The organism is Burkholderia sp. AU18528 (assembly GCF_002223215.2).
GTDB lineage: Bacteria > Pseudomonadota > Gammaproteobacteria > Burkholderiales > Burkholderiaceae > Burkholderia > Burkholderia semiarida.
The window spans coordinates 80,594-103,516 of the sequence record NZ_NKFC02000002.1; the positions used below are offsets into that span (position 1 = coordinate 80,594).

At 65.9% G+C, this 22,923-nt stretch carries 17 protein-coding genes; 16 read left to right on the forward strand and 1 reads right to left on the reverse strand.

Annotation, left to right across the window (positions count from 1 at the left end; genetic code table 11):
• The first annotated feature begins 51 nt into the window (after positions 1-51).
• From CFB52_RS00505 to CFB52_RS00570, 13 genes are all read left to right on the forward strand, one after another.
• Positions 52-831, forward strand: a complete 780-nt coding sequence (locus CFB52_RS00505; RefSeq protein WP_059580499.1) for a ParA family protein — start codon at positions 52-54, stop codon at positions 829-831.
• A 31-nt stretch (positions 832-862) separates the two neighbouring features.
• Positions 863-1,756 carry a ParB/RepB/Spo0J family partition protein gene (locus tag CFB52_RS00510; protein ID WP_006482728.1) on the forward strand — a complete coding sequence of 298 codons (894 nt, stop codon included), beginning with the start codon at positions 863-865 and terminating at the stop codon, positions 1,754-1,756.
• A gap of 10 nt (positions 1,757-1,766) precedes the next feature.
• Positions 1,767-2,897: an SLC13 family permease gene (locus CFB52_RS00515; protein ID WP_099315916.1), complete on the forward strand. Its 1,131-nt coding sequence runs from the start codon at positions 1,767-1,769 to the stop codon at positions 2,895-2,897.
• Between the two features lie 557 nt (positions 2,898-3,454).
• Positions 3,455-3,979: an ATP synthase subunit I gene (locus CFB52_RS00525; RefSeq protein ID WP_099315917.1), complete on the forward strand. Its 525-nt coding sequence runs from the start codon at positions 3,455-3,457 to the stop codon at positions 3,977-3,979.
• A 110-nt stretch (positions 3,980-4,089) separates the two neighbouring features.
• Positions 4,090-4,941 (forward strand): F0F1 ATP synthase subunit A, encoded by an 852-nt coding sequence (gene atpB, locus CFB52_RS00530; protein ID WP_012492242.1) that lies wholly within the window; start codon positions 4,090-4,092, stop codon positions 4,939-4,941.
• A gap of 75 nt (positions 4,942-5,016) precedes the next feature.
• Positions 5,017-5,286 carry a F0F1 ATP synthase subunit C gene (atpE, locus tag CFB52_RS00535; protein WP_006482730.1) on the forward strand — a complete coding sequence of 90 codons (270 nt, stop codon included), beginning with the start codon at positions 5,017-5,019 and terminating at the stop codon, positions 5,284-5,286.
• 129 nt (positions 5,287-5,415) lie between these two features.
• Entirely contained in the window at positions 5,416-5,886 is a 471-nt protein-coding gene (locus tag CFB52_RS00540; RefSeq protein WP_006477283.1) for a F0F1 ATP synthase subunit B, read from the forward strand.
• Positions 5,887-5,888: 2 nt separating this feature from the next.
• Positions 5,889-6,428, forward strand: coding sequence for a F0F1 ATP synthase subunit delta (locus CFB52_RS00545; RefSeq protein WP_034188172.1), 540 nt, complete (start codon positions 5,889-5,891; stop codon positions 6,426-6,428).
• Positions 6,429-6,472: 44 nt separating this feature from the next.
• Positions 6,473-8,014, forward strand: a complete 1,542-nt coding sequence (gene atpA, locus CFB52_RS00550; RefSeq protein ID WP_040142775.1) for a F0F1 ATP synthase subunit alpha — start codon at positions 6,473-6,475, stop codon at positions 8,012-8,014.
• A gap of 119 nt (positions 8,015-8,133) precedes the next feature.
• On the forward strand, positions 8,134-9,009 hold the full coding sequence (gene atpG / locus CFB52_RS00555; protein ID WP_034209645.1) for a F0F1 ATP synthase subunit gamma: 876 nt from the start codon (positions 8,134-8,136) through the stop codon (positions 9,007-9,009).
• A 66-nt stretch (positions 9,010-9,075) separates the two neighbouring features.
• Entirely contained in the window at positions 9,076-10,470 is a 1,395-nt protein-coding gene (gene atpD, locus CFB52_RS00560) for a F0F1 ATP synthase subunit beta (RefSeq protein WP_011350527.1), read from the forward strand.
• Between the two features lie 151 nt (positions 10,471-10,621).
• Entirely contained in the window at positions 10,622-11,047 is a 426-nt protein-coding gene (locus CFB52_RS00565) for a F0F1 ATP synthase subunit epsilon (RefSeq protein ID WP_006477288.1), read from the forward strand.
• 276 nt (positions 11,048-11,323) lie between these two features.
• Positions 11,324-13,051, forward strand: coding sequence for an AMP-binding protein (locus CFB52_RS00570; protein ID WP_099315987.1), 1,728 nt, complete (start codon positions 11,324-11,326; stop codon positions 13,049-13,051).
• Positions 13,052-13,799: 748 nt separating this feature from the next.
• On the opposite strand, the gene CFB52_RS00585 is transcribed toward CFB52_RS00570, so the two are convergent.
• Positions 13,800-14,600 (reverse strand): transporter substrate-binding domain-containing protein, encoded by an 801-nt coding sequence (locus CFB52_RS00585; protein WP_060966445.1) that lies wholly within the window; start codon positions 14,598-14,600, stop codon positions 13,800-13,802.
• Between the two features lie 149 nt (positions 14,601-14,749).
• Here CFB52_RS00585 and hemE point away from each other — a divergent pair, with 149 nt between their 5' ends.
• From hemE to putA, 3 genes are all read left to right on the forward strand, one after another.
• Positions 14,750-15,844 (forward strand): uroporphyrinogen decarboxylase, encoded by a 1,095-nt coding sequence (gene hemE / locus CFB52_RS00590; RefSeq protein ID WP_059580517.1) that lies wholly within the window; start codon positions 14,750-14,752, stop codon positions 15,842-15,844.
• 451 nt (positions 15,845-16,295) lie between these two features.
• On the forward strand, positions 16,296-18,557 hold the full coding sequence (locus CFB52_RS00595; protein ID WP_059580519.1) for a primosomal protein N': 2,262 nt from the start codon (positions 16,296-16,298) through the stop codon (positions 18,555-18,557).
• Between the two features lie 414 nt (positions 18,558-18,971).
• Positions 18,972-22,904, forward strand: coding sequence for a trifunctional transcriptional regulator/proline dehydrogenase/L-glutamate gamma-semialdehyde dehydrogenase (gene putA, locus CFB52_RS00605; protein WP_060310235.1), 3,933 nt, complete (start codon positions 18,972-18,974; stop codon positions 22,902-22,904).
• Positions 22,905-22,923 lie beyond the last annotated feature (19 nt).

Consider the following 22,923-nt stretch of genomic DNA (forward strand, 5'->3'; position numbering starts at 1 on the left):
AGGCGCGCGGTAGCGCGCCGTTTGTTTGAAGGTAAAGGGAACACACCAACGATGGCAAAGATCTTCTGCGTTGCGAACCAGAAGGGGGGCGTCGGCAAGACGACGACATCGGTCAATCTCGCCGCAAGCCTTGCAGCGCAGGAGCAACGCGTCCTGTTGATCGATCTCGACCCGCAGGGCAACGCGACGATGGGCAGCGGGATCGACAAGGCCGCCTGCGAAGCGACCGTGTACGAAGTGCTGGTCGACGGCGTGTCGGTGACCGACGCGCGCGTGCGTCCGGAAGGCGTCACCTATGACGTGCTCCCCGCAAACCGCGAGCTGTCCGGCGCCGAGATCGAACTGATCAGCATCGACAACCGCGAGCGCCGCCTGAAGGCCGCGCTCGAGCGCGTCGCCGACGACTACGATTTCGTCCTGATCGATTGCCCGCCGACGCTGTCGCTGTTGACGCTGAACGGCCTGTGCGCGGCGCATGGCGTCGTGATCCCGATGCAGTGCGAGTACTTCGCACTGGAAGGGTTGTCGGACCTCGTCAACACGATCAAGCAGGTTCACGCGAACATGAACCGCGACCTGAAGATCATCGGCTTGCTGCGCGTGATGTTCGATCCGCGCATCACGCTGCAGCAGCAAGTCTCCGATCAACTGAAAGCGCACTTCGGCGACAAGGTGTTCGACGTGGTGATTCCGCGCAACGTGCGCCTGGCGGAAGCGCCGAGTTACGGGTTGCCGGGCGTCGTGTTCGACCGCAGCTCGCGCGGTGCGCAGGCGTATCTCCAATTCGGTGCCGAGATGATCGAGCGCGTGCGCGCGTTCGAGGTGTCGTGATCCGGACATGAGCGAAGCGAGGAAGAAAGACATGAACGCGGTACCAAAGAAGAAGGGCTTGGGACGTGGCCTCGAAGCGCTGCTCGGCGGCAGTGCCGATATCACCGAAGCGGTGAAGATCGAAGGGGCACCGAACACGCTCGCGCTCGGCAAGCTGCAAGCCGGCAAGTACCAGCCGCGCACGCGGATGGACGAGGGCAGCCTGCAGGAGCTGGCGGCAAGCATTCGCGCCCAGGGCGTCATGCAGCCGATCCTGGTACGGCCTATTTCATCAGACAAATACGAGATCATCGCGGGCGAGCGGCGTTTCCGCGCGGCGCGCCTGGCCGGCCTCGACGAAGTGCCGGTGCTCGTGAAGGACGTATCCGATCAGGCTGCCGCGGCGATGGCGCTGATCGAGAACATCCAGCGCGAGGACCTGAATCCGCTCGAAGAAGCGCACGGCATCCAGCGTCTGCTCGACGAGTTCGGCTTCACGCACGAACAGGCGGCCGAATCGGTCGGCCGTTCGCGCAGCGCGGTATCGAACCTGCTGCGCCTGCTGAACCTCGCGTCGCCGGTGCAGACGATGCTGCTGGCCGGCGATCTCGACATGGGGCACGCACGCGCGCTGCTGGCCGTCGACGCGGCCACGCAGATCACGCTCGCGCATCAGGTGGTCAACAAGCGCATGTCGGTGCGCGAGACCGAGAAGCTCGTCGCGCACACGACGAAGGAAGCCCCGGCCGTGAAGGCGCGTGCGAAGGACGATGGCGGCCGCGATACGCGTCGCCTCGAAGAGGAGTTGTCCGACCTGCTCGCGTCGACGGTGAAGATCAAGCTCGGCCGCCGCGGGCGAGGGCAGGTGCTGATCGACTTCGGCAACCTCGACGCGCTCGAAGGCATTCTCGCGCGTCTGCGCGGCAACGTCGCGACCGAAGAGTAACGGGCAACCCATGACGCAAAAGGGTGCACCGGCGCCGCGCCGGTGGCTCGGCTGGCTTGCGCAGGAACCGGTACTGTCGGTGCTTGCGCTTGGCCTGATCGTGCTGCAATGGGTGCGTCCGCAACCATTTTCGGTGCTCGCGGATCGTGTCGACTGGCAGACGGTCGCGACACTCGCGGGCCTGCTGATGCTGACCAAGGCGCTCGAGCTGTCCGGCTGCCTGATGTGGCTCGCGCATCGCATCGTGCATCACGTGCATTCCGAACGCGGGCTCGCGATGCTGCTCGTCGGCTTCGCTGCGGTGCTGTCGATGTGGCTCACCAACGACGTCGCGCTGTTCGTCGTCGTGCCGTTGATGGTATCGCTGCGCGCGCTGACGCCGCTGCCGTTCCGGCGGCTCGTGATCGTCGTCGCGCTGGCTGTCAACGCGGGGTCCGTCGCGACACCGCTCGGCAATCCGCAGAATCTTTTCCTGTGGCAATTGAGCGGCGTGTCGTTCGGCCGTTTCGTGGTCACGCTCGGCCCGCTCGCCCTCGCGCTGATGGCGCTGCTGCTCGCGCTGACCGCATTGATGTTCCGCGCGAAGCCGCTCGACCTGTCCGGCGACGCCGTTGCGCTTCCCGTCCAGCGCATGCAAGCGCTGATCGCGGCCGTGCTGTTCGCCGCGTTCGTGCTGCTCGCTGATGCGCATCATCCGCTGCCGGGCCTCGTCGGCGTCGCCGTCGTGCTGCTTGCCGTCAAACGCGACGCAGTCCTGAAGATCGACTGGCTTCTGCTGCTGATCTTCGTGCTGATGTTCGTCGTGTTGCGCAGCGCGGCCGCGCTGCCCGTCGTGCACGACGCGATCGCGCACGCGCAACTCGATTCGCCGCTGCGCGTCTATGCGGCCGGCGCCGTGCTGTCACAGGTGATCAGCAACGTACCGGCCGCGATCCTGCTGTCGGAGTTCACGCACGACTGGCGCGCGCTTGCATTCGGCGTATCGGTCGGCGGCTTCGGGTTCGCGATCGGTTCGCTCGCGAACCTGATCGCGGTGCGTCTCGCGAAGGAGCCGCGCATGTGGCTGCCGTTCCACCTCGTGTCGATTCCGTTCGCGCTGGTGAGCGCGGCGCTCGGCGCGTGGCTGCTCGTGCACGGTTGAACGCGGCGGCGCGGGGAAGCCGTTCGAGCGACGGGTTGGGCGCACGGCATTCACGCTGATCGATGGTTGTTGATAAGTGCCGCCATCCACAGTCGAACATCTGTGGCGGCGCGACAACTGACCGGATGAATCGCTGCGTGAACATCCTGTCGAATTTCGCGCGCGGGCGCGATGGTTGGGCCGCGGCGTCTTGCTTGTTCCCGAGCATCGGGGCGAATCGTTTCCGCCGGCTGCGTTGCAGCGAATTCCCGACGGCAATCGCGCCGCTTCGTCCTGGCCCGTATCGGGTATCGTTTCCCGCCGTTTCCCCCGTCACCTGACTTTTTCGCGCAAGAAATACCGGTGCGGAAAACCGACCTTACAACTGTCATCGTACGTCGCCGAATCGCATGTTTTTTCACATCATGAGGCGTCGTTTTATGCAGGTTTTTGTCGCGTCTAAAGCCTTGAATCACTTGCAACTATCGCTTACAATCGCCCGGATTTGTTAGCTAGGCACCCCTGAAAGCTTTCAGAAAGCTTGGGGTCGGGTTCAGGGATTTCAGCGGAAGATTGCGATGGCGGGTCAGGCGCCGGACGACAGGCACGATGATCAGCGCACGCAACGCACCGCTTCGGCGGCCGGCGAGTGGCGTGAACCCGACGATGACTGGGATGTCGAGCAGCAAGATAACAACATCGTTCCGCTGACGCGGGCAGAGGCCGAAAGGCTGTTCGGCCCGAACGTGAGCAAGCCCTCGCGCGTGACTCCCTACAAGGTGGTATTCGCGCAAGTGGTCCTGTCCCTGGTTGCAACGCTGGCGTGGTGGCTGTTTTCGAAGTCGCCGGGCGCCGCTGCGCAATCCGCGTTTCTGGGCGGAGCGATCGGCTGGGTACCCAGTGCGGTATTCGTGGCACGACTGAAGGCAGGTGGCTCGGCCACCGTGATGAGCTGGGTGATGGGCGAAGCCCTGAAACTCGCTCTGACGATCGGGATGTTCACCGCGGTGGCGTTCGGCTGGGCCGGCGTGCACTGGGTGCCGTTCCTCGTCACGTACCTCGTCGTGCTGAAGACGTACTGGATCGCGCTGGCCTGGCGGTAAGGAACAAGCAGCGTGCGGTTTCGACAACGAACCGCACCGGCCCGTTCCCGCAATAGCGTGTTGCGGAACGGGGCAAAACGATTTTCGACAATTTGGGTGGCATTAACGATATGGCAGCTAGCGAAGGCACGCGCGGTCCGGATCCGTCCGAGTACATTGCGCACCACTTGCAGAATTTCTCCACCTCGCATCAGACGTCGATTTTCGATATCCACGTCTGGAATCTCGACACGCTGTTCTGGTCGATCGTATGCGGCATCGTGACGATCGTCCTGCTGCGTCTGGCCGCCCGCAAGGCGACCTCGGGCGTGCCGGGCCGCTTCCAGTGCGCGATCGAGATGCTCGTCGAAATGGTCGAGGATCAATCGAAGGCCATCGTCCACGGCAATCGCACCTTCATCGCGCCGCTCGCCCTCACGGTGTTCGTGTGGGTCGCGCTGATGAACTCCCTCGACTTCCTCCCGGTCGACCTGCCGGGCCGCGTGATCGGCCTGCTCGGTCTGTCGGACGTGATTTCCCACCATCGCATCGTCCCGACGGCCGACCTGAACGGCACGCTCGGCATCGCGCTCGGCGTGTTCGTCCTGATGATCTACTACAGCATCAAGATCAAGGGCGCGGGCGGCTTTGTGCATGAGCTGCTGTCGGCCCCGTTCGGCGCCCACCCGCTGCTGTGGATCCCTAACCTCGCGCTCAACATCGTCGAATATCTCGCAAAGACCGTCTCCCTCGGTATGCGGCTGTTCGGCAACATGTACGCGGGTGAGCTGTTGTTCCTGTTGATCGCCCTGCTCGGCAGCATGTGGAGCTTCGGTGGCGACGCAACGTTCCTCGGCTTCGTTGGTCACGTGATCGCGGGTAGCGTCTGGGCAATCTTCCACATCCTGATTGTTCTGTTGCAGGCATTCATTTTCATGATGCTGACGCTGGTGTATCTCGGCCAGGCGCACGACAAGCACTAAGCGCGGCGTGCAACAAAGAGTCTTCGTTTTAGTTTTTTAAATCTCAGTTCCAAGTCTTTTCACAAAGGAGTGATCATGCAAGCTTACATCGCCAACATCCAGGGTCTGACCGCCATCGGTATCGGCATCATCATCGGCCTGGGTGCAATCGGCGCCTGTATCGGTATCGCGCTGATGGGTGGCAAGTACATCGAAGCCTGCGCACGTCAGCCGGAACTCATCAACCCGCTGCAAACGAAGATGTTCCTGCTGGCTGGTCTGATCGACGCTGCATTCCTGATCGGCGTGGGTGTCGCAATGCTGTTCGCGTTCGCGAACCCGCTCCTGTCGAAGCTCGCAGGCTAAGGTTCCTCGGAAATATGCGTCCGGCGTGAGCCGGCGCAGGGCGGAACGGAGACTTGGGGCGCTGATCGAATGCAACTCGATGAGCGCCTTACCGTTTCATTTTTCCGGAATAGCAGATAAGGAAACACCGTGAATCTCAACGCAACTCTGTTTGCGCAAATGGTCGTGTTCCTGGTCCTCGCGTGGTTCACGATGAAATTCGTGTGGCCGCCGTTGATCAACGCCCTCGACGAACGTTCGAAGAAGATCGCCGACGGCCTCGCCGCCGCGGAGAAGGGCAAGGCGGAACTCGACGCAGCGCACAAGCGCGTGGACCAGGAACTCGCGCAGGCCCGCAACGACGGCCAGCAGCGCATCGCCGACGCTGAGAAGCGTGCGCAGGCGGTCGCCGAGGAAATCAAGGCCAACGCCCAGGCTGAAGCCGCCCGCATCGTCGCCCAGGCGAAGGCGGAAGCAGAACAGCAAATCGTGAAGGCGCGCGAAGCGCTGCGTGGCGAAGTCGCCGCGCTGGCCGTGAAGGGCGCCGAGCAGATCCTGAAGCGCGAAGTCGATCAAACGGCCCACGCCCAACTGCTGAATCAACTGAAAGCCGAGCTCTGATCATGGCCGAACTTGCAACCATCGCCCGCCCTTACGCAGAAGCGCTGTTCCGCGTGGCCGAGGGCGGTGACATCGCCGCCTGGTCCACGCTCGTGCAAGAGCTGGCCCAGGTTGCGCGTCTGCCGGAAGTGCTGTCGGTCGCGTCGAGCCCGAAGGTGACGCGCACGCAAGTAGCCGAGCTGCTGCTTGCTGCGGTGAAGTCGCCGCTCGCGGCCGGCGCCGAAGCGAAGAACTTCGTGCAGATGCTGGTCGACAATCATCGCATCGCGCTGCTGCCGGAAATTGCCGAGCAGTTCGAGGCGCTCAAGAACGAACGTGAAGGCGCAGCCGACGCCGAGATCGTGAGCGCGTTCCCGCTGAACGGCGCGGATCTCGACAGTCTCGTCTCGGGCCTCGAACGCAAGTTCAAGCGCAAGCTGAAACCGACGGTCGAAGTCGATTCGTCGCTGATCGGCGGCGTGCGCGTGACGGTCGGCGACGAAGTGCTCGACACCTCGGTTCGCGCGCGCCTCGCATCGATGCAGGCTGCCTTGACCGCCTGAGCGCCACGCCGGCACGCAACAGAATTGACTATCAGGAGCGAATAATGCAACTCAATCCCTCTGAGATCAGCGAGCTGATCAAGAGCCGGATCCAGGGCCTTGAAGCGAGCGCAGACGTTCGCAACCAGGGCACCGTGATCTCCGTGACCGACGGTATCGTGCGTATCCACGGCCTGTCGGACGTGATGCAGGGCGAAATGCTCGAGTTTCCGGGCAACACGTTCGGTCTCGCGCTGAACCTCGAGCGCGACTCGGTCGGCGCGGTGATTCTCGGCGAATACGAACACATCTCGGAAGGCGACATCGTCAAGACGACGGGCCGCATTCTCGAAGTCCCGGTCGGCCCGGAACTCGTCGGCCGCGTGGTCGACGCGCTCGGCAACCCGATCGACGGCAAGGGCCCGGTCAACGCGAAGCTGACCGACGCGATCGAAAAGATCGCCCCGGGCGTGATCTGGCGCAAGTCGGTGTCGCAGCCGGTGCAGACGGGCATCAAGTCGATCGACGCGATGGTGCCGATCGGCCGTGGCCAGCGTGAGCTGATCATCGGCGACCGTCAGTGCGGCAAGACCGCGGTGGCGCTCGACGCGATCATCAACCAGAAGGGCAAGGACCTGATCTGTATCTACGTCGCGATCGGCCAGAAGGCTTCGTCGATCATGAACGTGGTGCGCAAGCTCGAGGAAACGGGCGCGCTGGAATACACGATCGTCGTCGCCGCTTCGGCGTCGGATTCGGCCGCGATGCAGTACCTGGCACCGTACGCCGGCTGCACGATGGGCGAATACTTCCGCGACCGCGGCCAAGACGCGCTGATCATCTATGACGACTTGACCAAGCAGGCCTGGGCATACCGTCAGATCTCGCTGCTGCTGCGCCGCCCGCCGGGCCGTGAAGCGTACCCGGGCGACGTGTTCTATCTGCACTCGCGTCTGCTCGAGCGTGCGGCTCGCGTGTCGGAAGAGTACGTCGAGAAGTTCACGAACGGCGAAGTGAAGGGCAAGAGCGGCTCGCTGACGGCACTGCCGGTCATCGAAACGCAGGCAGGCGACGTGACCGCGTTCGTTCCGACGAACGTGATCTCGATTACCGACGGCCAGATCTTCCTGGAAACCGACCTGTTCAACGCAGGCATCCGCCCGGCAATCAACGCCGGCGTGTCGGTGTCGCGCGTCGGCGGCGCCGCTCAGACGAAGGTCGTGAAGAAGCTGTCGGGCGGTATCCGTACCGACCTCGCGCAGTACCGTGAACTGGCTGCATTCGCGCAGTTCGCATCGGACCTCGACGAAGCGACCCGCAAGCAGCTCGAGCGCGGCCGCCGCGTGACGGAACTGCTGAAGCAGCCGCAGTACCAGCCGCTGCAGGTCTGGGAACTGGCCGTGTCGCTGTACGCCGCGAACAACGGCTACCTCGACGATCTCGACGTCAAGCAAGTGCTGTCGTTCGAGAAGGGCCTGCGCGACAACCTGAAGACCAGCCACGCTGACCTCATCAAGCGTATCGAAGACACCAAGGATCTCTCGAAGGACGACGAAGGCGCGCTGCGCGCGGCGATCGAATCCTTCAAGAAGTCCGGTGCCTATTGATCCGCGAGTGACACACGGAGGCCGCGCGGGTGCTGATGCGCCCGCGCCGCTTCGGTGAGCGATGCATGAGCCCCGAGTAAAGCGCTAAAGCGCTAACTCGGGGCGCAAAGGAGCAAGCTATGGCTGGAATGAAGGAAATTCGCGGCAAGATCAAGAGCGTGCAGAACACGCGCAAGATCACGAAGGCGATGGAGATGGTTGCTGCATCGAAGATGCGTCGCGCGCAGGAACGCATGCGCGCCGCTCGTCCGTATGCGGACAAGGTCCGTGCCATCGCCGCGCACATGAGCCGTGCGAACCCGGAGTACCGCCACCCGTTCATGGTGGCGAACGACGGCGCGCAGACGGCCGGCATCATCCTCGTCACGACGGACAAGGGTCTGTGCGGTGGTCTGAACACCAACGTGCTGCGTGCGACGGTGCAGAAGTTCAAGGAGCTGGAAGAGAAGGGCCAGAAGGTCGAAGCCACCGCGATCGGCGGCAAGGGCCTCGGGTTCCTGAACCGCTTCGGCGCGAAGGTGATGTCGCAGGTCGTGCACCTCGGCGACACCCCGCACCTGGACAAGCTGATCGGCGCCGTGAAGACGCAGCTCGATCTGTACTCGGAAGGCAAGCTGTCGGCGGTTTATATCGCTTACACGCGCTTCGTCAACACGATGAAGCAGGAAGCCGTGATCGAGCAGCTGCTGCCGCTGTCGTCGGAACACTTCGAAGCCGATGACGGTACGCCGGCGACGTCGTGGGATTACATCTACGAGCCGGACGCGCAGGCAGTCGTCGACGAACTGCTCGTGCGTTACGTCGAGGCGCTGGTGTACCAGGCCGTCGCGGAAAACATGGCGTCCGAGCAATCGGCGCGCATGGTCGCGATGAAGGCCGCGTCCGACAACGCGAAGACGGTGATCAGCGAACTGCAGCTCGTATACAACAAGAGCCGTCAGGCCGCGATCACGAAAGAACTGTCGGAGATCGTCGGCGGCGCAGCCGCTGTTTAAGCGCGCGCCCGGGACGACAACTGCGCCTTTGCGCGAGTAAAGAATCAGGTATTTAAAGGAAAAGCGATGAGTACTGCTGCTTTGGTAGAAGGCAAGATCGTACAGTGCATCGGCGCCGTTATCGACGTGGAATTCCCGCGCGACAGCATGCCGAAGATCTACGACGCGCTCATTCTCGATGGCTCGGAACTGACGCTCGAAGTCCAGCAGCAGCTGGGTGACGGCGTGGTCCGTACCATTTGTCTGGGTGCATCCGATGGCCTGCGCCGCGGCCTGACCGTGAAGAACACGGCGAAGCCGATCTCGGTGCCGGTCGGCAAGCCGACCCTCGGTCGTATCATGGACGTGCTCGGCCGTCCGATCGACGAAGCCGGCCCGATCGAAAGCGAAACGACGCGTTCGATCCACCAGAAGGCACCGGCGTTCGACGAACTGTCGCCGTCGACCGAACTGCTCGAAACGGGTATCAAGGTCATCGACCTGATCTGCCCGTTCGCGAAGGGCGGCAAGGTTGGCCTGTTCGGTGGTGCAGGCGTGGGCAAGACCGTCAACATGATGGAGCTCATCAACAACATCGCGAAGGAACACGGCGGTTACTCCGTGTTCGCGGGCGTGGGCGAGCGTACCCGTGAAGGGAACGACTTCTACCACGAAATGAAGGACTCGAACGTTCTCGACAAGGTCGCGCTGGTGTACGGCCAGATGAACGAGCCGCCGGGCAACCGTCTGCGCGTCGCGCTGACCGGCCTGACGATGGCCGAGCACTTCCGTGACGAAGGCCTCGACGTGCTGTTCTTCGTCGACAACATCTACCGTTTCACGCTGGCCGGTACCGAAGTGTCGGCACTGCTCGGCCGTATGCCGTCGGCAGTGGGCTATCAGCCGACGCTGGCTGAAGAAATGGGCAAGCTGCAAGAGCGCATCACGTCGACCAAGAAGGGCTCGATTACGTCGGTTCAGGCCGTGTACGTCCCTGCGGACGACTTGACCGACCCGTCGCCGGCCACGACCTTCGGCCACCTGGACGCAACCGTCGTTCTGTCGCGTGACATCGCTTCGCTGGGTATCTACCCGGCGGTCGACCCGCTCGACTCGACGTCGCGCCAGATCGACCCGAACGTGATCGGTGAAGAGCACTACTCGATCACCCGTCGCGTTCAGCAGACGCTGCAGCGCTACAAGGAACTGCGCGACATCATCGCGATTCTGGGCATGGACGAACTGTCGCCGGAAGACAAGCTGTCGGTCGCACGTGCGCGTAAGATCCAGCGTTTCCTGTCGCAGCCGTTCCACGTCGCTGAAGTGTTCACGGGCTCGCCGGGCAAGTACGTGCCGCTGAAGGAAACGATCCGCGGCTTCAAGATGATCGTCGACGGCGAGTGCGACCACCTGCCGGAACAGGCGTTCTACATGGTCGGCACGATCGACGAAGCCTTCGAAAAGGCCAAGAAGATCTCGTAAGGGTTCGAGTGAGTCGCACGGCGCGTGCTAGTCGGGATTAACAGTCGGACTGATAATCCCGGCCGGTCGCGCCGACCGCAATACGCTCAATCCGCCGTGCATGGGATCGGCGCAGGCGCGCAAGTGCCTGCTCCGATCGACAGGAGTCGATATGGCAACCATCAAAGTAGACGTCGTCAGCGCGGAAGAGCAGATCTTCTCGGGCGAGGCGAAATTCGTCGCGCTGCCGGGCGAAACGGGTGAGCTGGGTATTCTGCCGGGTCACACGCCGCTGATCACCCGGATTCGTCCGGGTGCGGTGCGCATCGAAGTCGAGGGCGGCAACGACGAATTCGTGTTCGTCGCGGGCGGCATTCTCGAAGTGCAGCCGGGCGCCGTGACGGTGCTCGCCGATACCGCGATTCGCGGCAAGGACCTCGACGCGGCGAAAGCCGAGGAAGCGCGCAAGCGTGCCGAGGAAACGCTGCAGAACGCGAAGTCGGATCTCGACCTCGCGAAAGCGCAATCCGAGCTCGCGACCGCGATGGCGCAGCTCGAGGCGATCCAGCGTCTGGCGAAGATTCGCAGCCGGCACTGAGCCGCGCCGCGTATCCCGCGAAAGAAAGCAGCCTTCGGGCTGCTTTTTTTTCGCCCGCGTTCCGTCCGCGCTTCGTCCGCATTTCGTCGGAGTTTTGCGGGTCCGATCATTCCGTCCGGTCGTGCTATTTCACCCGCCCGTCGCGATTCGATGTCAGAGTATCGTCAGCGGAGCGCGGCATCATCCGCGGTGAGGCCCGCCGTCGCGATCGTTGCGGCGAAGGCGCGCGCAGCAGGCGCGCGCGGGCCGATCAGACAAGAACGGACGGAGACATCGATGGCAGCAGACCTTGGCAAGGGGGCGCTGATCGCGCCCGAGAACGGCTTGTCGTACGTGCGCGGCGCGACCGACGTGCCGCTATCCGACGCGACGATCGGCCGGTTCCTGCTCGACACGGCTGGCCGCTTTCCCGACCGTCCGGCCGTCGTGTTCCGCGAGCAGCAGGTGCGCTGGACCTGGCGCGCGTTCGCGAGCGAGGTCGACGTGCTGGCAGCGGGGCTCGCCGCGCTCGGGATCGTGAAGGGCGACTGCGTCGGCATCTGGTCGCCGAACCGCAGCGAATGGCTGCTCACGCAGTTCGCGACCGCGCGGATCGGCGCGGTGCTCGTCAACATCAACCCGGCCTACCGGCTGTCGGAACTCGAATACGCGCTGAACAAGGTCGGCTGCAAGGCCGTGATCGCGGCCGAGCGCTTCAAGCGCTCCGCGTACGTCGAGATGCTGCAGACCCTCGCGCCGGAGCTCGCGACCGCGACGCCGGGCGACCTGCACGCGGCGCGCGTGCCGAGCCTGCGCACGATCGTGTCGATGGGCGACGTGGCGCCGGCCGGCATGTTCCGCTTCGCGGACGTGATGGCGCGCGGCCGCCAGGCCGTCGATCCCGCGCTGCTCGACGCGCTCGGCGCAACGCTCTCGGCCAGCGATCCGATCAACATCCAGTTCACGAGCGGCACGACCGGCAGCCCGAAGGGCGCGACGCTCACGCACCGCAACGTCGTCAACAATGCGCGCTCGATCGCGATGGCGATGCGTTTCACCGAACAGGATTCGCTCTGCATCCCGGTGCCGCTCTATCACTGCTTCGGGATGGTGCTGGCCGTGCTCGCCTGCGTGTCGACGGGCGCCGCGATGGTATTCCCCGGCGAGGCGTTCGACCCGGTCGCGACGCTCGCGGCGGTGGCCGAGGAACGCTGCACCGCGCTGCACGGCGTGCCGACGATGTTCATCGCGGAGCTCGACCATCCGGAATTCGCCAAATTCGACCTGTCGACGCTGCGCACCGGGATCATGGCCGGCTCGCCGTGCCCGATCGAGACGATGAAGCGCGTCGTGTCGCAGATGCATCTGTCGGAGATCACGATCGCGTACGGAATGACGGAGACGAGCCCGGTGTCGTTCCAGAGCTCGACCGACGATCCGCTCGAAAAGCGCACGACGACGGTCGGCCGCATCCAGCCGCATCTCGAAGTGAAGATCGTCGATGCGGCCGGCGACATCGTGCCGGTCGGCGCGACGGGCGAGCTGTGCACGAAGGGCTATTCGGTGATGCTCGGCTATTGGGACGACGACGCGAAGACGCGCGAGGTGCTGGTCGACGGCTGGATGCACACGGGCGACCTCGCGACGCTCGATGCGGACGGCTACTGCAACATCGTCGGCCGTCTGAAGGACATGGTGATTCGCGGCGGCGAGAACGTCTATCCACGCGAGATTGAGGAATTCCTGTTTCGACATCCGAAGATCCAGAGCGCGCAGGTATTCGGCGTGCCCGACGCGAAGTACGGCGAGGAGCTGTGCGCGTGGATCGTGCTGCGCGCCGACGAGCAGATGACCGAGGACGACGTGCGTGCCTTCTGCCAAGGCCAGATCGCGCACTACAAGATTCCGCGCTATATCCGCTTCGTCGACGAACTGCCGATGACGGTGACGGGCAAGGTGCAGAAATTCGTGATGCGCGAGCGGATGATCGAGGAGCTGAAGCTCGACGTGCAGAAGACGGCTTGAAGCGGGGCGGTGCGGGAAAATGCGGGAAAAGCGGGGCGGCCTGCGGGTCGCCCGGTGCAGGTCGCTACGTTTTCGATGGACGAAAAAAAGCGGGCTTATTAGCCCGCTAAAAACCACACGCTACGGGGTTAGCGCGAGGAGACCAAAGATGAAACCGGATCCGGCGGGGGCCGGAAACGACTCCAACAGGGATGCCCCTCGGAAGGGCTTCGGTACGTGACCGACTGGCTCGCAGCGCTTCGCGTCCGCTCACACTTGGCACACGAGACCGCATCCGTGTTGAAACCGTTGAGGCCCATTGTGGGCGAATTAACGACCCCTCGCGGTAACAAAGTGTTTCAGGTTGTAACGCCCGCCAGATAAGGCTTTCCGGGAGTTTTTGCTGTTTTCGGGCTCCTGAAAAAGGTCATTTTTACCCATATTTTCCGCCGCGTTTTCGAGGTATGCGCGCGATGCGTTTTTCACGCGTATCGGGCGCGATGAATTGCCGATTTTCACGCGAGAAAGTGCACGGCACGATCGATACCGCGCATGACGATTCATTCGTCAGAAAGATTTTGAAACGTGATCGAGACGCGTGGAAGTCGGCCATTCGGCCAATTTGGCGGGTCGCGCGCCGTTCATGGGCGCCGCGGCGCGACGCGAAGGTGTAACGGCAACGCATGCCGGCGGCCGACGCAGGCGGGATTTTCGCACTTGGCGGCCGCAGCGGGCGGTGCCCGTCATCGGCCGCCGCTTGCACGCGCGCTTACTTCAGCCACTTGTCCGACAGCGCCTGATATTCACCGGTGGACAGCGCGAGATGCAGCCACTGGTCGACGTATTGCTGGAACACGACGTCGCCGCGCGGCACCATGTACGCCTTCTCGCCGAACTGGAACGGCTTGTCCGGATGCACCGAGCAGAGGCCCGGATTCAGCTTTTGCTGCAGCAGCGTCTCCGACGCATCCGTCACCATCACGTCGGCCTTGCCCGCGAGGATCTGCTTGAAGATCGTCACGTTGTCCGGATAGACGGTCAGGTTCGCGTGCGTGAAGAACTGCTTCGCGAAGCGCTCGTTGGTGCCGCCCGGATTCACGATCACGCGCGTCTCGGGCCGGTCGATCTGCGCGACGCTCTGGTACTTGTCGGCATCCGCGCAGCGCACGATCGGCGTCTTGCCGTCGACCACGTACGGCTGCGTGAAGAACACGCGCTTCTGGCGCTCGAGCGTGGTCGACACGCCGCCCACCGCGATGTCGCACTTCGCGACGAAGTCTTGGGTGAGGTTCGGCCAGCTCGTCTTCACGTAATCCGCCTTCACGCCGAGCGATTTCGCGAGCGATTCGGCCATGTCGATGTCGATGCCCTCGAAGCGGCCGTCCGCGCGGTAGTACGAATACGGCTTGTAGTCGCCCGTCGTGCACACGCGCAGCGTGCCGCGCGCCAGCACCTCGTCGAGCCGCGAGCCGGCGCCCGGCGCGCTCGTGGCGGCGCCGGCGGCAGTTTGCGCGTGTGCGGCGGTGCAGCACAGCAACGCGGCCGCGGCCAGCGTGGCGAATGTCTTCATCGGTCTCCTCCTTCGTTCGGTTCGATATGAGCGTCCGATCATAACGGAGCCATCGCGCGCGTCATATGGCCGCCATTGCATCGGCCTGCGCGGTCCGACCGCGGCTGTCCGGTAAAATGCCGCTTTGCCTTCGCATCGTCGCTCCTACCGTGGCCCATAACCTGCTCAACGACACCTTCCTGCGTGCGCTTCTGCGCGAGCCGACCGACTACACGCCGATCTGGCTGATGCGCCAGGCCGGCCGCTACCTGCCTGAATACAACGCGACGCGCGCGCGTGCCGGCAGCTTTCTCGGGCTGGCCAAAAACCCCGACTACGCGACCGAGGTGACGCTGCAGCCGCTCGAGCGCTTCCCGCTCGACGCCGCGATCCTGTTCTCGGACATCCTGACGATTCCCGACGCGATGGGCCTCGGCCTCGACTTCCAGGCCGGCGAAGGACCGAAGTTCGCGCATCCGGTGCGCACCGAGGCCGACGTCGCGAAGCTCGCGGTGCCGGACATCGACGAGACGCTCGGCTACGTGACGGGCGCCGTGCGCGAGATCCGCCGCGCGCTCACCGACGGCCAGGGCCGCCAGCGCGTGCCGCTGATCGGCTTCTCGGGCAGCCCGTGGACGCTCGCGTGCTACATGGTCGAAGGCGGCGGCTCGGACGATTTCCGCACGGTGAAGTCGATGGCGTATTCGCGCCCGGACCTGATGCACCGAATCCTCGACGTGAACGCGCAGGCGGTGGCCGCGTACCTGAACGCGCAGATCGAAGCGGGCGCGCAGGCCGTGATGATCTTCGATACGTGGGGCGGCGCGCTGGCCGACGGCGCGTACCAGCGCTTCTCGCTCGACTATATCCGCCGCGTGGTGTCGCAGCTCAAGCGCGAGCACGATGGCGAGCGCGTGCCGGTGATCACGTTCACGAAGGGCGGCGGGTTGTGGCTCGAGGAGATCGCGGCGACCGGCGTGGACGCGGTCGGGCTCGACTGGACGGTCAACCTCGGCGCCGCGCGCGAGCGCGTCGCGGGGCGCGTGGCGCTGCAGGGCAACCTCGACCCGACGATCCTGTTCGCGCCGCCGGCCGCGGTGCGCGAACAGGCGCGCGCGGTGCTCGACAGCTACGGCAACCATCCGGGCCACGTGTTCAACCTGGGGCACGGCATCTCGCAATTCACGTCGCCCGATCACGTCGCCGAACTCGTCGACGAAGTGCATACCCACAGCCGCGCGATCCGTAGCCGAGCGGCGGGCTGAACGCAAGCGCCGCCATGCTGCGTTGCGGGATGACGGTGTTTCGTTTTTGAAACTAAACAGGACGCAACCCCGCTCCCGTTGCCGATTCGATGCTTGTCAAGACTTGACTTATACACATTTTCCACGTTGCAGCGCGGTAGAGCCCCGTATCGGTCAATTTGTCTCGCTATGGTTGGGTAATTTGAATAGCAGCCTTATGGAATAAGGCTTCGCGGGACACGGCCGGAAGCGGCGGAAAACAGCGAAAAGCACGGCCCTGCGCGCGTTGCGGCTGTTGAGCGGCGAGTTCTCAACAAAGTTATCCACAGGCTGGGCAGGGTATACGGCGATTCCTAATGCGAATCCAAAACTTAGCGCCGAATCTGAAGTTTTACTTTAAGTTCGCCGTCGCGATGCGGGCGCGGGTGCACGTCGTCCGTCCCCTGCGTGTCGCCGCTGCGGGAGCGTGTCGATGAGCGGCACCTACCTGCGCGTGGCGCTCGACCATCCGCTCGCCACCCTGTTCGACTACCGCTGCGACGTGCAGCCCGCGCCCGTGCCCGGCACGCTGGTGCAGGTGCCGTTCGGCAAGCGGCAGGCCGTCGGGCTCGTCTGCGAAGTCACCACTCACACCGATGTGCCGCCATCGCGGCTGCGCGCGGTCGATGCGATCTGTGCCGACCTGCCGCCGCTGTCGGCGGACTGGCTCGCGCTCGTGTCGTTCGCCGCCGATTACTATCAGCGCGGGCGTGGCGAGGTCGCGTTGCCGGCGCTGCCGCAGGCGCTGCGCGACGCCGGGCGCTGGGGGCGGCTGCTCGCGCCGGAAGTGCGCTACCGGCCGACCGAAGCCGGCCGCGCGGCGCTGCCCGACGCGTTGCCCGCGCGCGGCGCCGCGCTGCGCCGGCTCGCGCAGGCGCTCGTCGACGCCGGCTCGCTGACGCTGCCCGACGCGCGCGCGCTGCATCCGAAGGCGGCCGCGACGCTCGACGACTGGGCGGCGCGCGGCTGGGTCGACGTCGAGGAGATCGGCTGGGCCGATGCGCCTGTGGTCAACCCTGTGGATAACCTGTCGACAAGCAGTGGACGGGCTGTGCCGCCGGCGTTGACGGACCAGCAGGCCGAGGCGCTCGACGCGATCCGCGCGGCGCAGGGCTTCGCGCCGTTCCTGCTGCACGGCGTGACGGGCAGCGGCAAGACCGAGGTCTACCTGCACGCGCTCGCGTCGCTGCTCGACGCGCGGCCGGACGCGCAGGCGCTCGTGCTCGTGCCCGAAATCAACCTGACGCCGCAATTCGAGGCCGCGTTTCGCGCGCGCTTCGCGGGCGCGCTCGCCGACGACGCGATCGTCACGCTGCACAGCGGGCTCGCCGAAGGCGAGCGGGCGCGCAACTGGCTCGCCGCGCACACGGGCCGCGCGCGGATCGTGCTCGGCACGCGCCTCGCGGTGCTCGCGTCGATGCCGACGCTCGCGCTGATCGTCGTCGACGAGGAACACGAGCCCGCGTACAAGCAGCAGGAAGGGCTGCGCTATTCGGCGCGCGACCTGGCCGTGTGGCGCGCGAAGCACCTCGGCATCACCGTCGTGCTCGGCTCGGCCACGCCATCGCTCGAAAGCTGGTGGCAGGCCGAGCAGGGGCGCTACACGCGGCTCACGCTGTCGCGCCGCGCGGTGGCCGACGCGACGCTGCCGACCGTGCGGCTGATCGATCTCGAAGAGGAGCGGCGGCGCGGGCGTGCGTCGATGGGCGGGCTGTCGGGGCCGCTCGTCGCGGCGCTGAAGGCGCGGCTCGAACGCGGCGAACAGAGCCTCGTGTTCCTGAACCGGCGCGGTTACGCGCCGCAGCTCGCGTGCGATGCATGCGGCTGGGTGGCCGGCTGCCCGCGCTGCAGCGCGTACGTCGTGCTGCACAAGCCCGAGCACGCGCTGCGCTGCCATCACTGCGGCTGGGAAGCGCGCATTCCGCGGTCGTGCCCCGAGTGCGGGAACGTCGACATCGCGCCGCTCGGGCGCGGCACGCAGCGCATCGAGGAGACGCTCGCCGAAGCCGTGCCGGGCGCGCGGATCCTGCGGATCGACGCGGACAGCACGCGCCGCAAGGGCAGCGCGCAGGCGCTTTTTTCCGACGTGCACGCGGGCGAGGTCGACATCCTGGTCGGCACGCAGATGATCGCGAAGGGGCACGACTTCCAGCGCGTGTCGCTCGTCGGCGTGCTCAACGCCGATACCGCGCTGTTCTCGCACGACTTCCGCGCGAGCGAGCGGCTGTTCGCGCAACTGATGCAGGTGAGCGGCCGCGCGGGGCGCGCCGGGCTGCCGGGCGAAGTGATGGTGCAGACGCGCTACCCGCGTCACGCGCTGTACCACGCGCTCGGGCGGCAGGACTACGTGGGCTTCGCGAATTCGACGCTCGGCGAGCGCCGCGACGCGCACCTGCCGCCGTTCGTCTACCAGGCGCTGCTGCGCGCCGAAGGGCGCACGCTCGATGCGGCGCTCGCGTTCCTGCTGCAGGCCGCGGCTGCGTTGCCGGGGCTGCCGGGCGCCGATCGCGTGACCGTGTACGACGCGGTGCCGATGACGATCGTGAAGGTCGCGAACGTCCATCGCGCGCAACTGCTGCTCGAAAGCGCGTCGCGGGCGGCGCTGCAGCATGCGCTGCGCGCCTGGCAGCCGGAGCTGCGCGCGCTGAAGGGTGTGCTGCGGTGGAGCGTCGAGGTCGATCCGCTGGATATCTGAGCGACGCGCCGCGCGACCATCGCGCGACGCGGTGTCCGATACCCCAAGCGTGGGCCGCGCGGCGCCGCCCCGAACGTCTCCAGCGCGTGCCCAACGCGGGCCCAACGCCGGCCCAACGCCGGCCCAACGCGGGCGCCGCGGCACGTCACCTCATCCAGTGCAACCTGCTTTCGGCCGCTTTCGCGCATGCCGAAGGTTGCACACGCGTGCCGAACCGGCCCGATCAGGGAAAACACCGATCCCCGGACCACGGGCAACCCCTAGGTTGCAACCGCATAAGTGGCTGATTATATTGACTAACTTATGGGTGCAACCCATCTCTTTATTTGGTTGCACCTTTTTATTGCGTGCCGTAGGATTTCGCGCATCCTCTTACACCACACTGCCGGGCTCGCACCGGCGCACGAACCCACCATGGCAAGCACGACTCTCGGCGTCAAGGTCGACGACCTTCTTCGCTCGCGCCTCAAGGACGCCGCCGCGCGTCTCGAGCGCACTCCCCACTGGCTGATCAAGCAGGCGATCTTCGCGTATCTGGAGCGGATCGAGCACGGCCAGTTGCCGCCCGAGCTGTCGGGCCACAGCGGCGTGACGGAGCTCGCTGACGGTCAGTCCGCGGACGGCGACGACGACAACTCGCCGCATCCGTTCCTCGAGTTCGCGCAGAACGTGCAGCCGCAATCGGTGCTGCGCGCGGCGATCACGGCCGCGTACCGCCGCCCGGAACCGGAGTGCGTGCCGTTCCTGCTCGGCCAGGCGCGCTTGCCCGCGAACCTGCAGGCGGACGTGCAGACGCTCGCGACGAAGCTGGTCGAGGCGCTGCGCGAGAAAAGCTCGGGCGGCGGCGTCGAAGGGCTGATCCACGAGTTCTCGCTGTCGAGCCAGGAAGGCGTCGCGCTGATGTGCCTCGCCGAAGCGCTGCTGCGCATTCCCGATCGCGCGACGCGCGACGCGCTGATCCGCGACAAGATCAGCAAGGGCGACTGGCGCTCGCACGTCGGCCACGCGCCGTCGCTGTTCGTGAACGCGGCCACCTGGGGGCTGATGATCACCGGCAAGCTCGTGACGACCAACAGCGAAGCGGGGCTGTCGTCGGCGCTCACGCGCCTGATCGGCCGCGGCGGCGAGCCGCTGATCCGCAAGGGCGTCGACATGGCGATGCGCCTGATGGGCGAGCAGTTCGTCACCGGCGAGACGATTTCCGAAGCGCTCGCGAACAGCCGCAAGTACGAAGCGCGCGGCTTCCGCTACTCGTACGACATGCTCGGCGAAGCGGCGACGACCGAAGAGGACGCGCAGCGCTACTACGCGTCGTACGAACAGGCGATCCACGCGATCGGCAAGGCGGCCGGCGGCCGCGGCATCTACGAAGGCCCGGGCATCTCGATCAAGCTGTCGGCGCTGCACGCGCGCTACTCGCGCTCGCAGCAGGACCGCACGATGAGCGAGCTGCTGCCGCGCGTGCGCGCGCTCGCGCTGCTCGCGCGCCGCTACGACATCGGCCTGAACATCGACGCGGAAGAAGCCGACCGGCTCGAACTGTCGCTCGACCTGCTCGAGGCGCTGTGCTTCGATCCGGAGCTCGCGGGCTGGAACGGCATCGGCTTCGTCGTGCAGGGCTACCAGAAGCGCTGCCCGTTCGTGATCGACTACCTGATCGATCTCGCGCGCCGCAGCCGCCACCGCCTGATGATCCGCCTCGTGAAGGGCGCGTACTGGGATACCGAAATCAAGCGCGCGCAGGTCGACGGCCTCGAAGGCTATCCGGTCTATACGCGCAAGATTTACACCGACGTGTCGTACCTCGCGTGCGCGAAGAAGCTGCTCGCGGCGCCCGACGCGGTCTACCCGCAGTTCGCGACGCACAACGCGTACACGCTGGCCGCGATCTATCACCTGGCCGGCCAGAACTACTACCCGGGCCAGTACGAATTCCAGTGCCTGCACGGGATGGGCGAGCCGCTGTACGAGGAAGTCACGGGCCGCGACAAGCTGAACCGCCCGTGCCGCGTGTACGCGCCGGTCGGCACGCACGAGACACTGCTCGCGTATCTGGTGCGCCGCCTGCTGGAAAACGGCGCGAACACGTCGTTCGTGAACCGCATCGCCGATAAAACGGTGTCGGTGAAGGAACTGGTCGCCGACCCGGTCGATGAAGCGTCGAAGGTCGTGCCGCTCGGCGCGCCGCACGCGAAGATCCCGCTGCCGCGCAACCTGTACGGCGACGAGCGTCCCAATTCGATGGGCCTCGACCTGTCGAACGAACACCGTCTCGCGTCGCTGTCGTCCGCGCTGCTCGCGAGCGCGCATCACCCGTGGCGCGCGGCGCCGATGCTCGCCGACGACGCGCTCGCCGACGCACCGGCGCGCGACGTGCGCAACCCGGCCGACCAGCGCGACGTGGTCGGCACGGTCAGCGAAGCGACGGCCGAACACGTGAGCGCGGCGCTCGCGCACGCGGTGGCCGCCGCGCCGATCTGGCAGGCGACGCCGGTCGATGCGCGCGCCGATTGCCTGGTGCGCGCGGCCGACCTGCTCGAAGCGCAGATGCACACGCTGATGGGCCTGATCGTGCGCGAAGCCGGCAAGTCGTTGCCGAACGCGATCGCCGAGATCCGCGAAGCGGTCGACTTCCTGCGCTACTACGCGGCGCAGATCCGCGGCGAATTCTCGAACGACACGCACCGTCCGCTCGGCCCCGTGGTCTGCATCAGCCCGTGGAACTTCCCGCTCGCGATCTTCATGGGCCAGGTGGCCGCGGCGCTCGCCGCCGGCAACACGGTGCTCGCGAAGCCGGCCGAACAGACGCCGCTGATCGCCGCGCAGGCCGTGCGGCTGCTGCGCGAGGCCGGCGTGCCGGCCGGCGCGGTGCAACTGCTGCCGGGCACCGGCGAGACCGTCGGCGCGGCGCTGGTCGCCGATCCGCGCACGCGGGCGGTGATGTTCACGGGCTCGACCGAAGTCGCGCGCCTGATCAACAAGACGCTCGCCGCGCGCCTCGACCCGGACGGCAAGCCGATTCCGCTGATCGCGGAGACGGGCGGTCAGAACGCGATGATCGTCGACTCGTCGGCGCTCGCGGAGCAGGTCGTCGCGGACGTGATGCAGTCGTCGTTCGACTCGGCCGGTCAACGGTGTTCGGCGCTGCGCGTTCTGTGTCTGCAGGACGACGTCGCGGACCGCACGCTGACGATGCTCAAGGGCGCGATGCACGAGCTGTCGCTCGGCAACCCCGACCGCCTGTCGACCGACGTCGGCCCGGTGATCGACGCCGAAGCGAAGCAGACGATCGACGCGCACGTCGCGGCGATGAAGGACAAGGGCCACGCGGTCACGCAACTGCCGATGCCGGACGCGTGCGCGCACGGCACCTTCGTGCCGCCGACGCTGATCGAGATCGGCAGCATCGACGAGCTCAAGCGTGAAGTGTTCGGCCCCGTGCTGCACGTGGTGCGCTACCGCCGCAGCCAGCTCGACAAGTTGCTCGAGCAGATCCGCGCGACGGGCTACGGGCTGACGCTCGGCATCCACACGCGGATCGACGAGACGATCGCGCACGTGATCTCGAATGCGCACGTGGGCAACATCTACGTGAACCGCAACGTGATCGGCGCGGTGGTCGGCGTGCAGCCGTTCGGCGGCGAAGGGCTGTCGGGCACGGGCCCGAAGGCCGGCGGCGCGCTGTACCTGCAGCGCCTGCTCGCGACGCGTCCGTCGGGCCTGCCGCGCTCGCTCGCGCAGTCGCTGGTGGCGGACGGCGCGACCGAAAGCGATGCGCGCGGCAACCCGGCGGCGGCGCTCGCGACGCTGCGCGACTGGCTGATCGAGCAGCGCGAGCCGGCGCTGGCCGCACGCTGCGACGGCTACCTCGCACAGGTTCCGGCCGGCGCGACCGCCGTGCTGAGCGGGCCGACGGGCGAGCGAAACACGTATACACTCGGCCCGCGCGGCACGGTGCTGTGTGTCGCGGCGACGCCGGGCGGCGCGCGTGCGCAGTTCGCGGCGGTGCTGGCGACGGGCAACCGCGCGCTGTTCGCCGGCGCGGCGGGCGAGGCGCTGGCGGCCGCGCTGCCGGCGTCGCTGAAGGCGCACGCGGCCGTGCGCAAGCAGGCCGACGCGCCGTTCGACGCGGTGCTGTTCGAGGGCGACAGCGACGAGCTGCAGACGCTCGTGAAGGACGTCGCGCAGCGGCCGGGCCCGATCGTGTCGGTGCAGGGCGTGTCGGCGGGCGCGTTCGAGAACGGCGATGCGGAAGACTACGCGCTCGAACGGCTCCTGACGGAGCGCTCGGTGAGCGTGAATACGGCCGCGGCGGGCGGCAATGCGAATTTGATGACGATCGGCTGATCATCCTTGCCGTTCGGAT

Bases quoted from the DNA above. Each gene is read 5' to 3' on its own strand.
- putA (WP_060310235.1), top strand. From the start codon at position 18,972: ATGGCAAGCACGACTCTCGGCGTCAAGGTCGACGACCTTCTTCGCTCG.
- CFB52_RS00595 (WP_059580519.1), top strand. From the start codon at position 16,296: ATGAGCGGCACCTACCTGCGCGTGGCGCTCGACCATCCGCTCGCCACC.
- CFB52_RS00515 (WP_099315916.1), top strand. From the start codon at position 1,767: ATGACGCAAAAGGGTGCACCGGCGCCGCGCCGGTGGCTCGGCTGGCTT.
- CFB52_RS00505 (WP_059580499.1), top strand. From the start codon at position 52: ATGGCAAAGATCTTCTGCGTTGCGAACCAGAAGGGGGGCGTCGGCAAG.
- CFB52_RS00570 (WP_099315987.1), top strand. From the start codon at position 11,324: ATGGCAGCAGACCTTGGCAAGGGGGCGCTGATCGCGCCCGAGAACGGC.
- atpG (WP_034209645.1), top strand. From the start codon at position 8,134: ATGGCTGGAATGAAGGAAATTCGCGGCAAGATCAAGAGCGTGCAGAAC.
- CFB52_RS00545 (WP_034188172.1), top strand. From the start codon at position 5,889: ATGGCCGAACTTGCAACCATCGCCCGCCCTTACGCAGAAGCGCTGTTC.
- CFB52_RS00525 (WP_099315917.1), top strand. From the start codon at position 3,455: ATGGCGGGTCAGGCGCCGGACGACAGGCACGATGATCAGCGCACGCAA.
- CFB52_RS00565 (WP_006477288.1), top strand. From the start codon at position 10,622: ATGGCAACCATCAAAGTAGACGTCGTCAGCGCGGAAGAGCAGATCTTC.
- atpB (WP_012492242.1), top strand. From the start codon at position 4,090: ATGGCAGCTAGCGAAGGCACGCGCGGTCCGGATCCGTCCGAGTACATT.
- atpA (WP_040142775.1), top strand. From the start codon at position 6,473: ATGCAACTCAATCCCTCTGAGATCAGCGAGCTGATCAAGAGCCGGATC.
- atpE (WP_006482730.1), top strand. From the start codon at position 5,017: ATGCAAGCTTACATCGCCAACATCCAGGGTCTGACCGCCATCGGTATC.
- atpD (WP_011350527.1), top strand. From the start codon at position 9,076: ATGAGTACTGCTGCTTTGGTAGAAGGCAAGATCGTACAGTGCATCGGC.
- CFB52_RS00585 (WP_060966445.1), bottom strand. From the start codon at position 14,600: ATGAAGACATTCGCCACGCTGGCCGCGGCCGCGTTGCTGTGCTGCACC.
- CFB52_RS00510 (WP_006482728.1), top strand. From the start codon at position 863: ATGAACGCGGTACCAAAGAAGAAGGGCTTGGGACGTGGCCTCGAAGCG.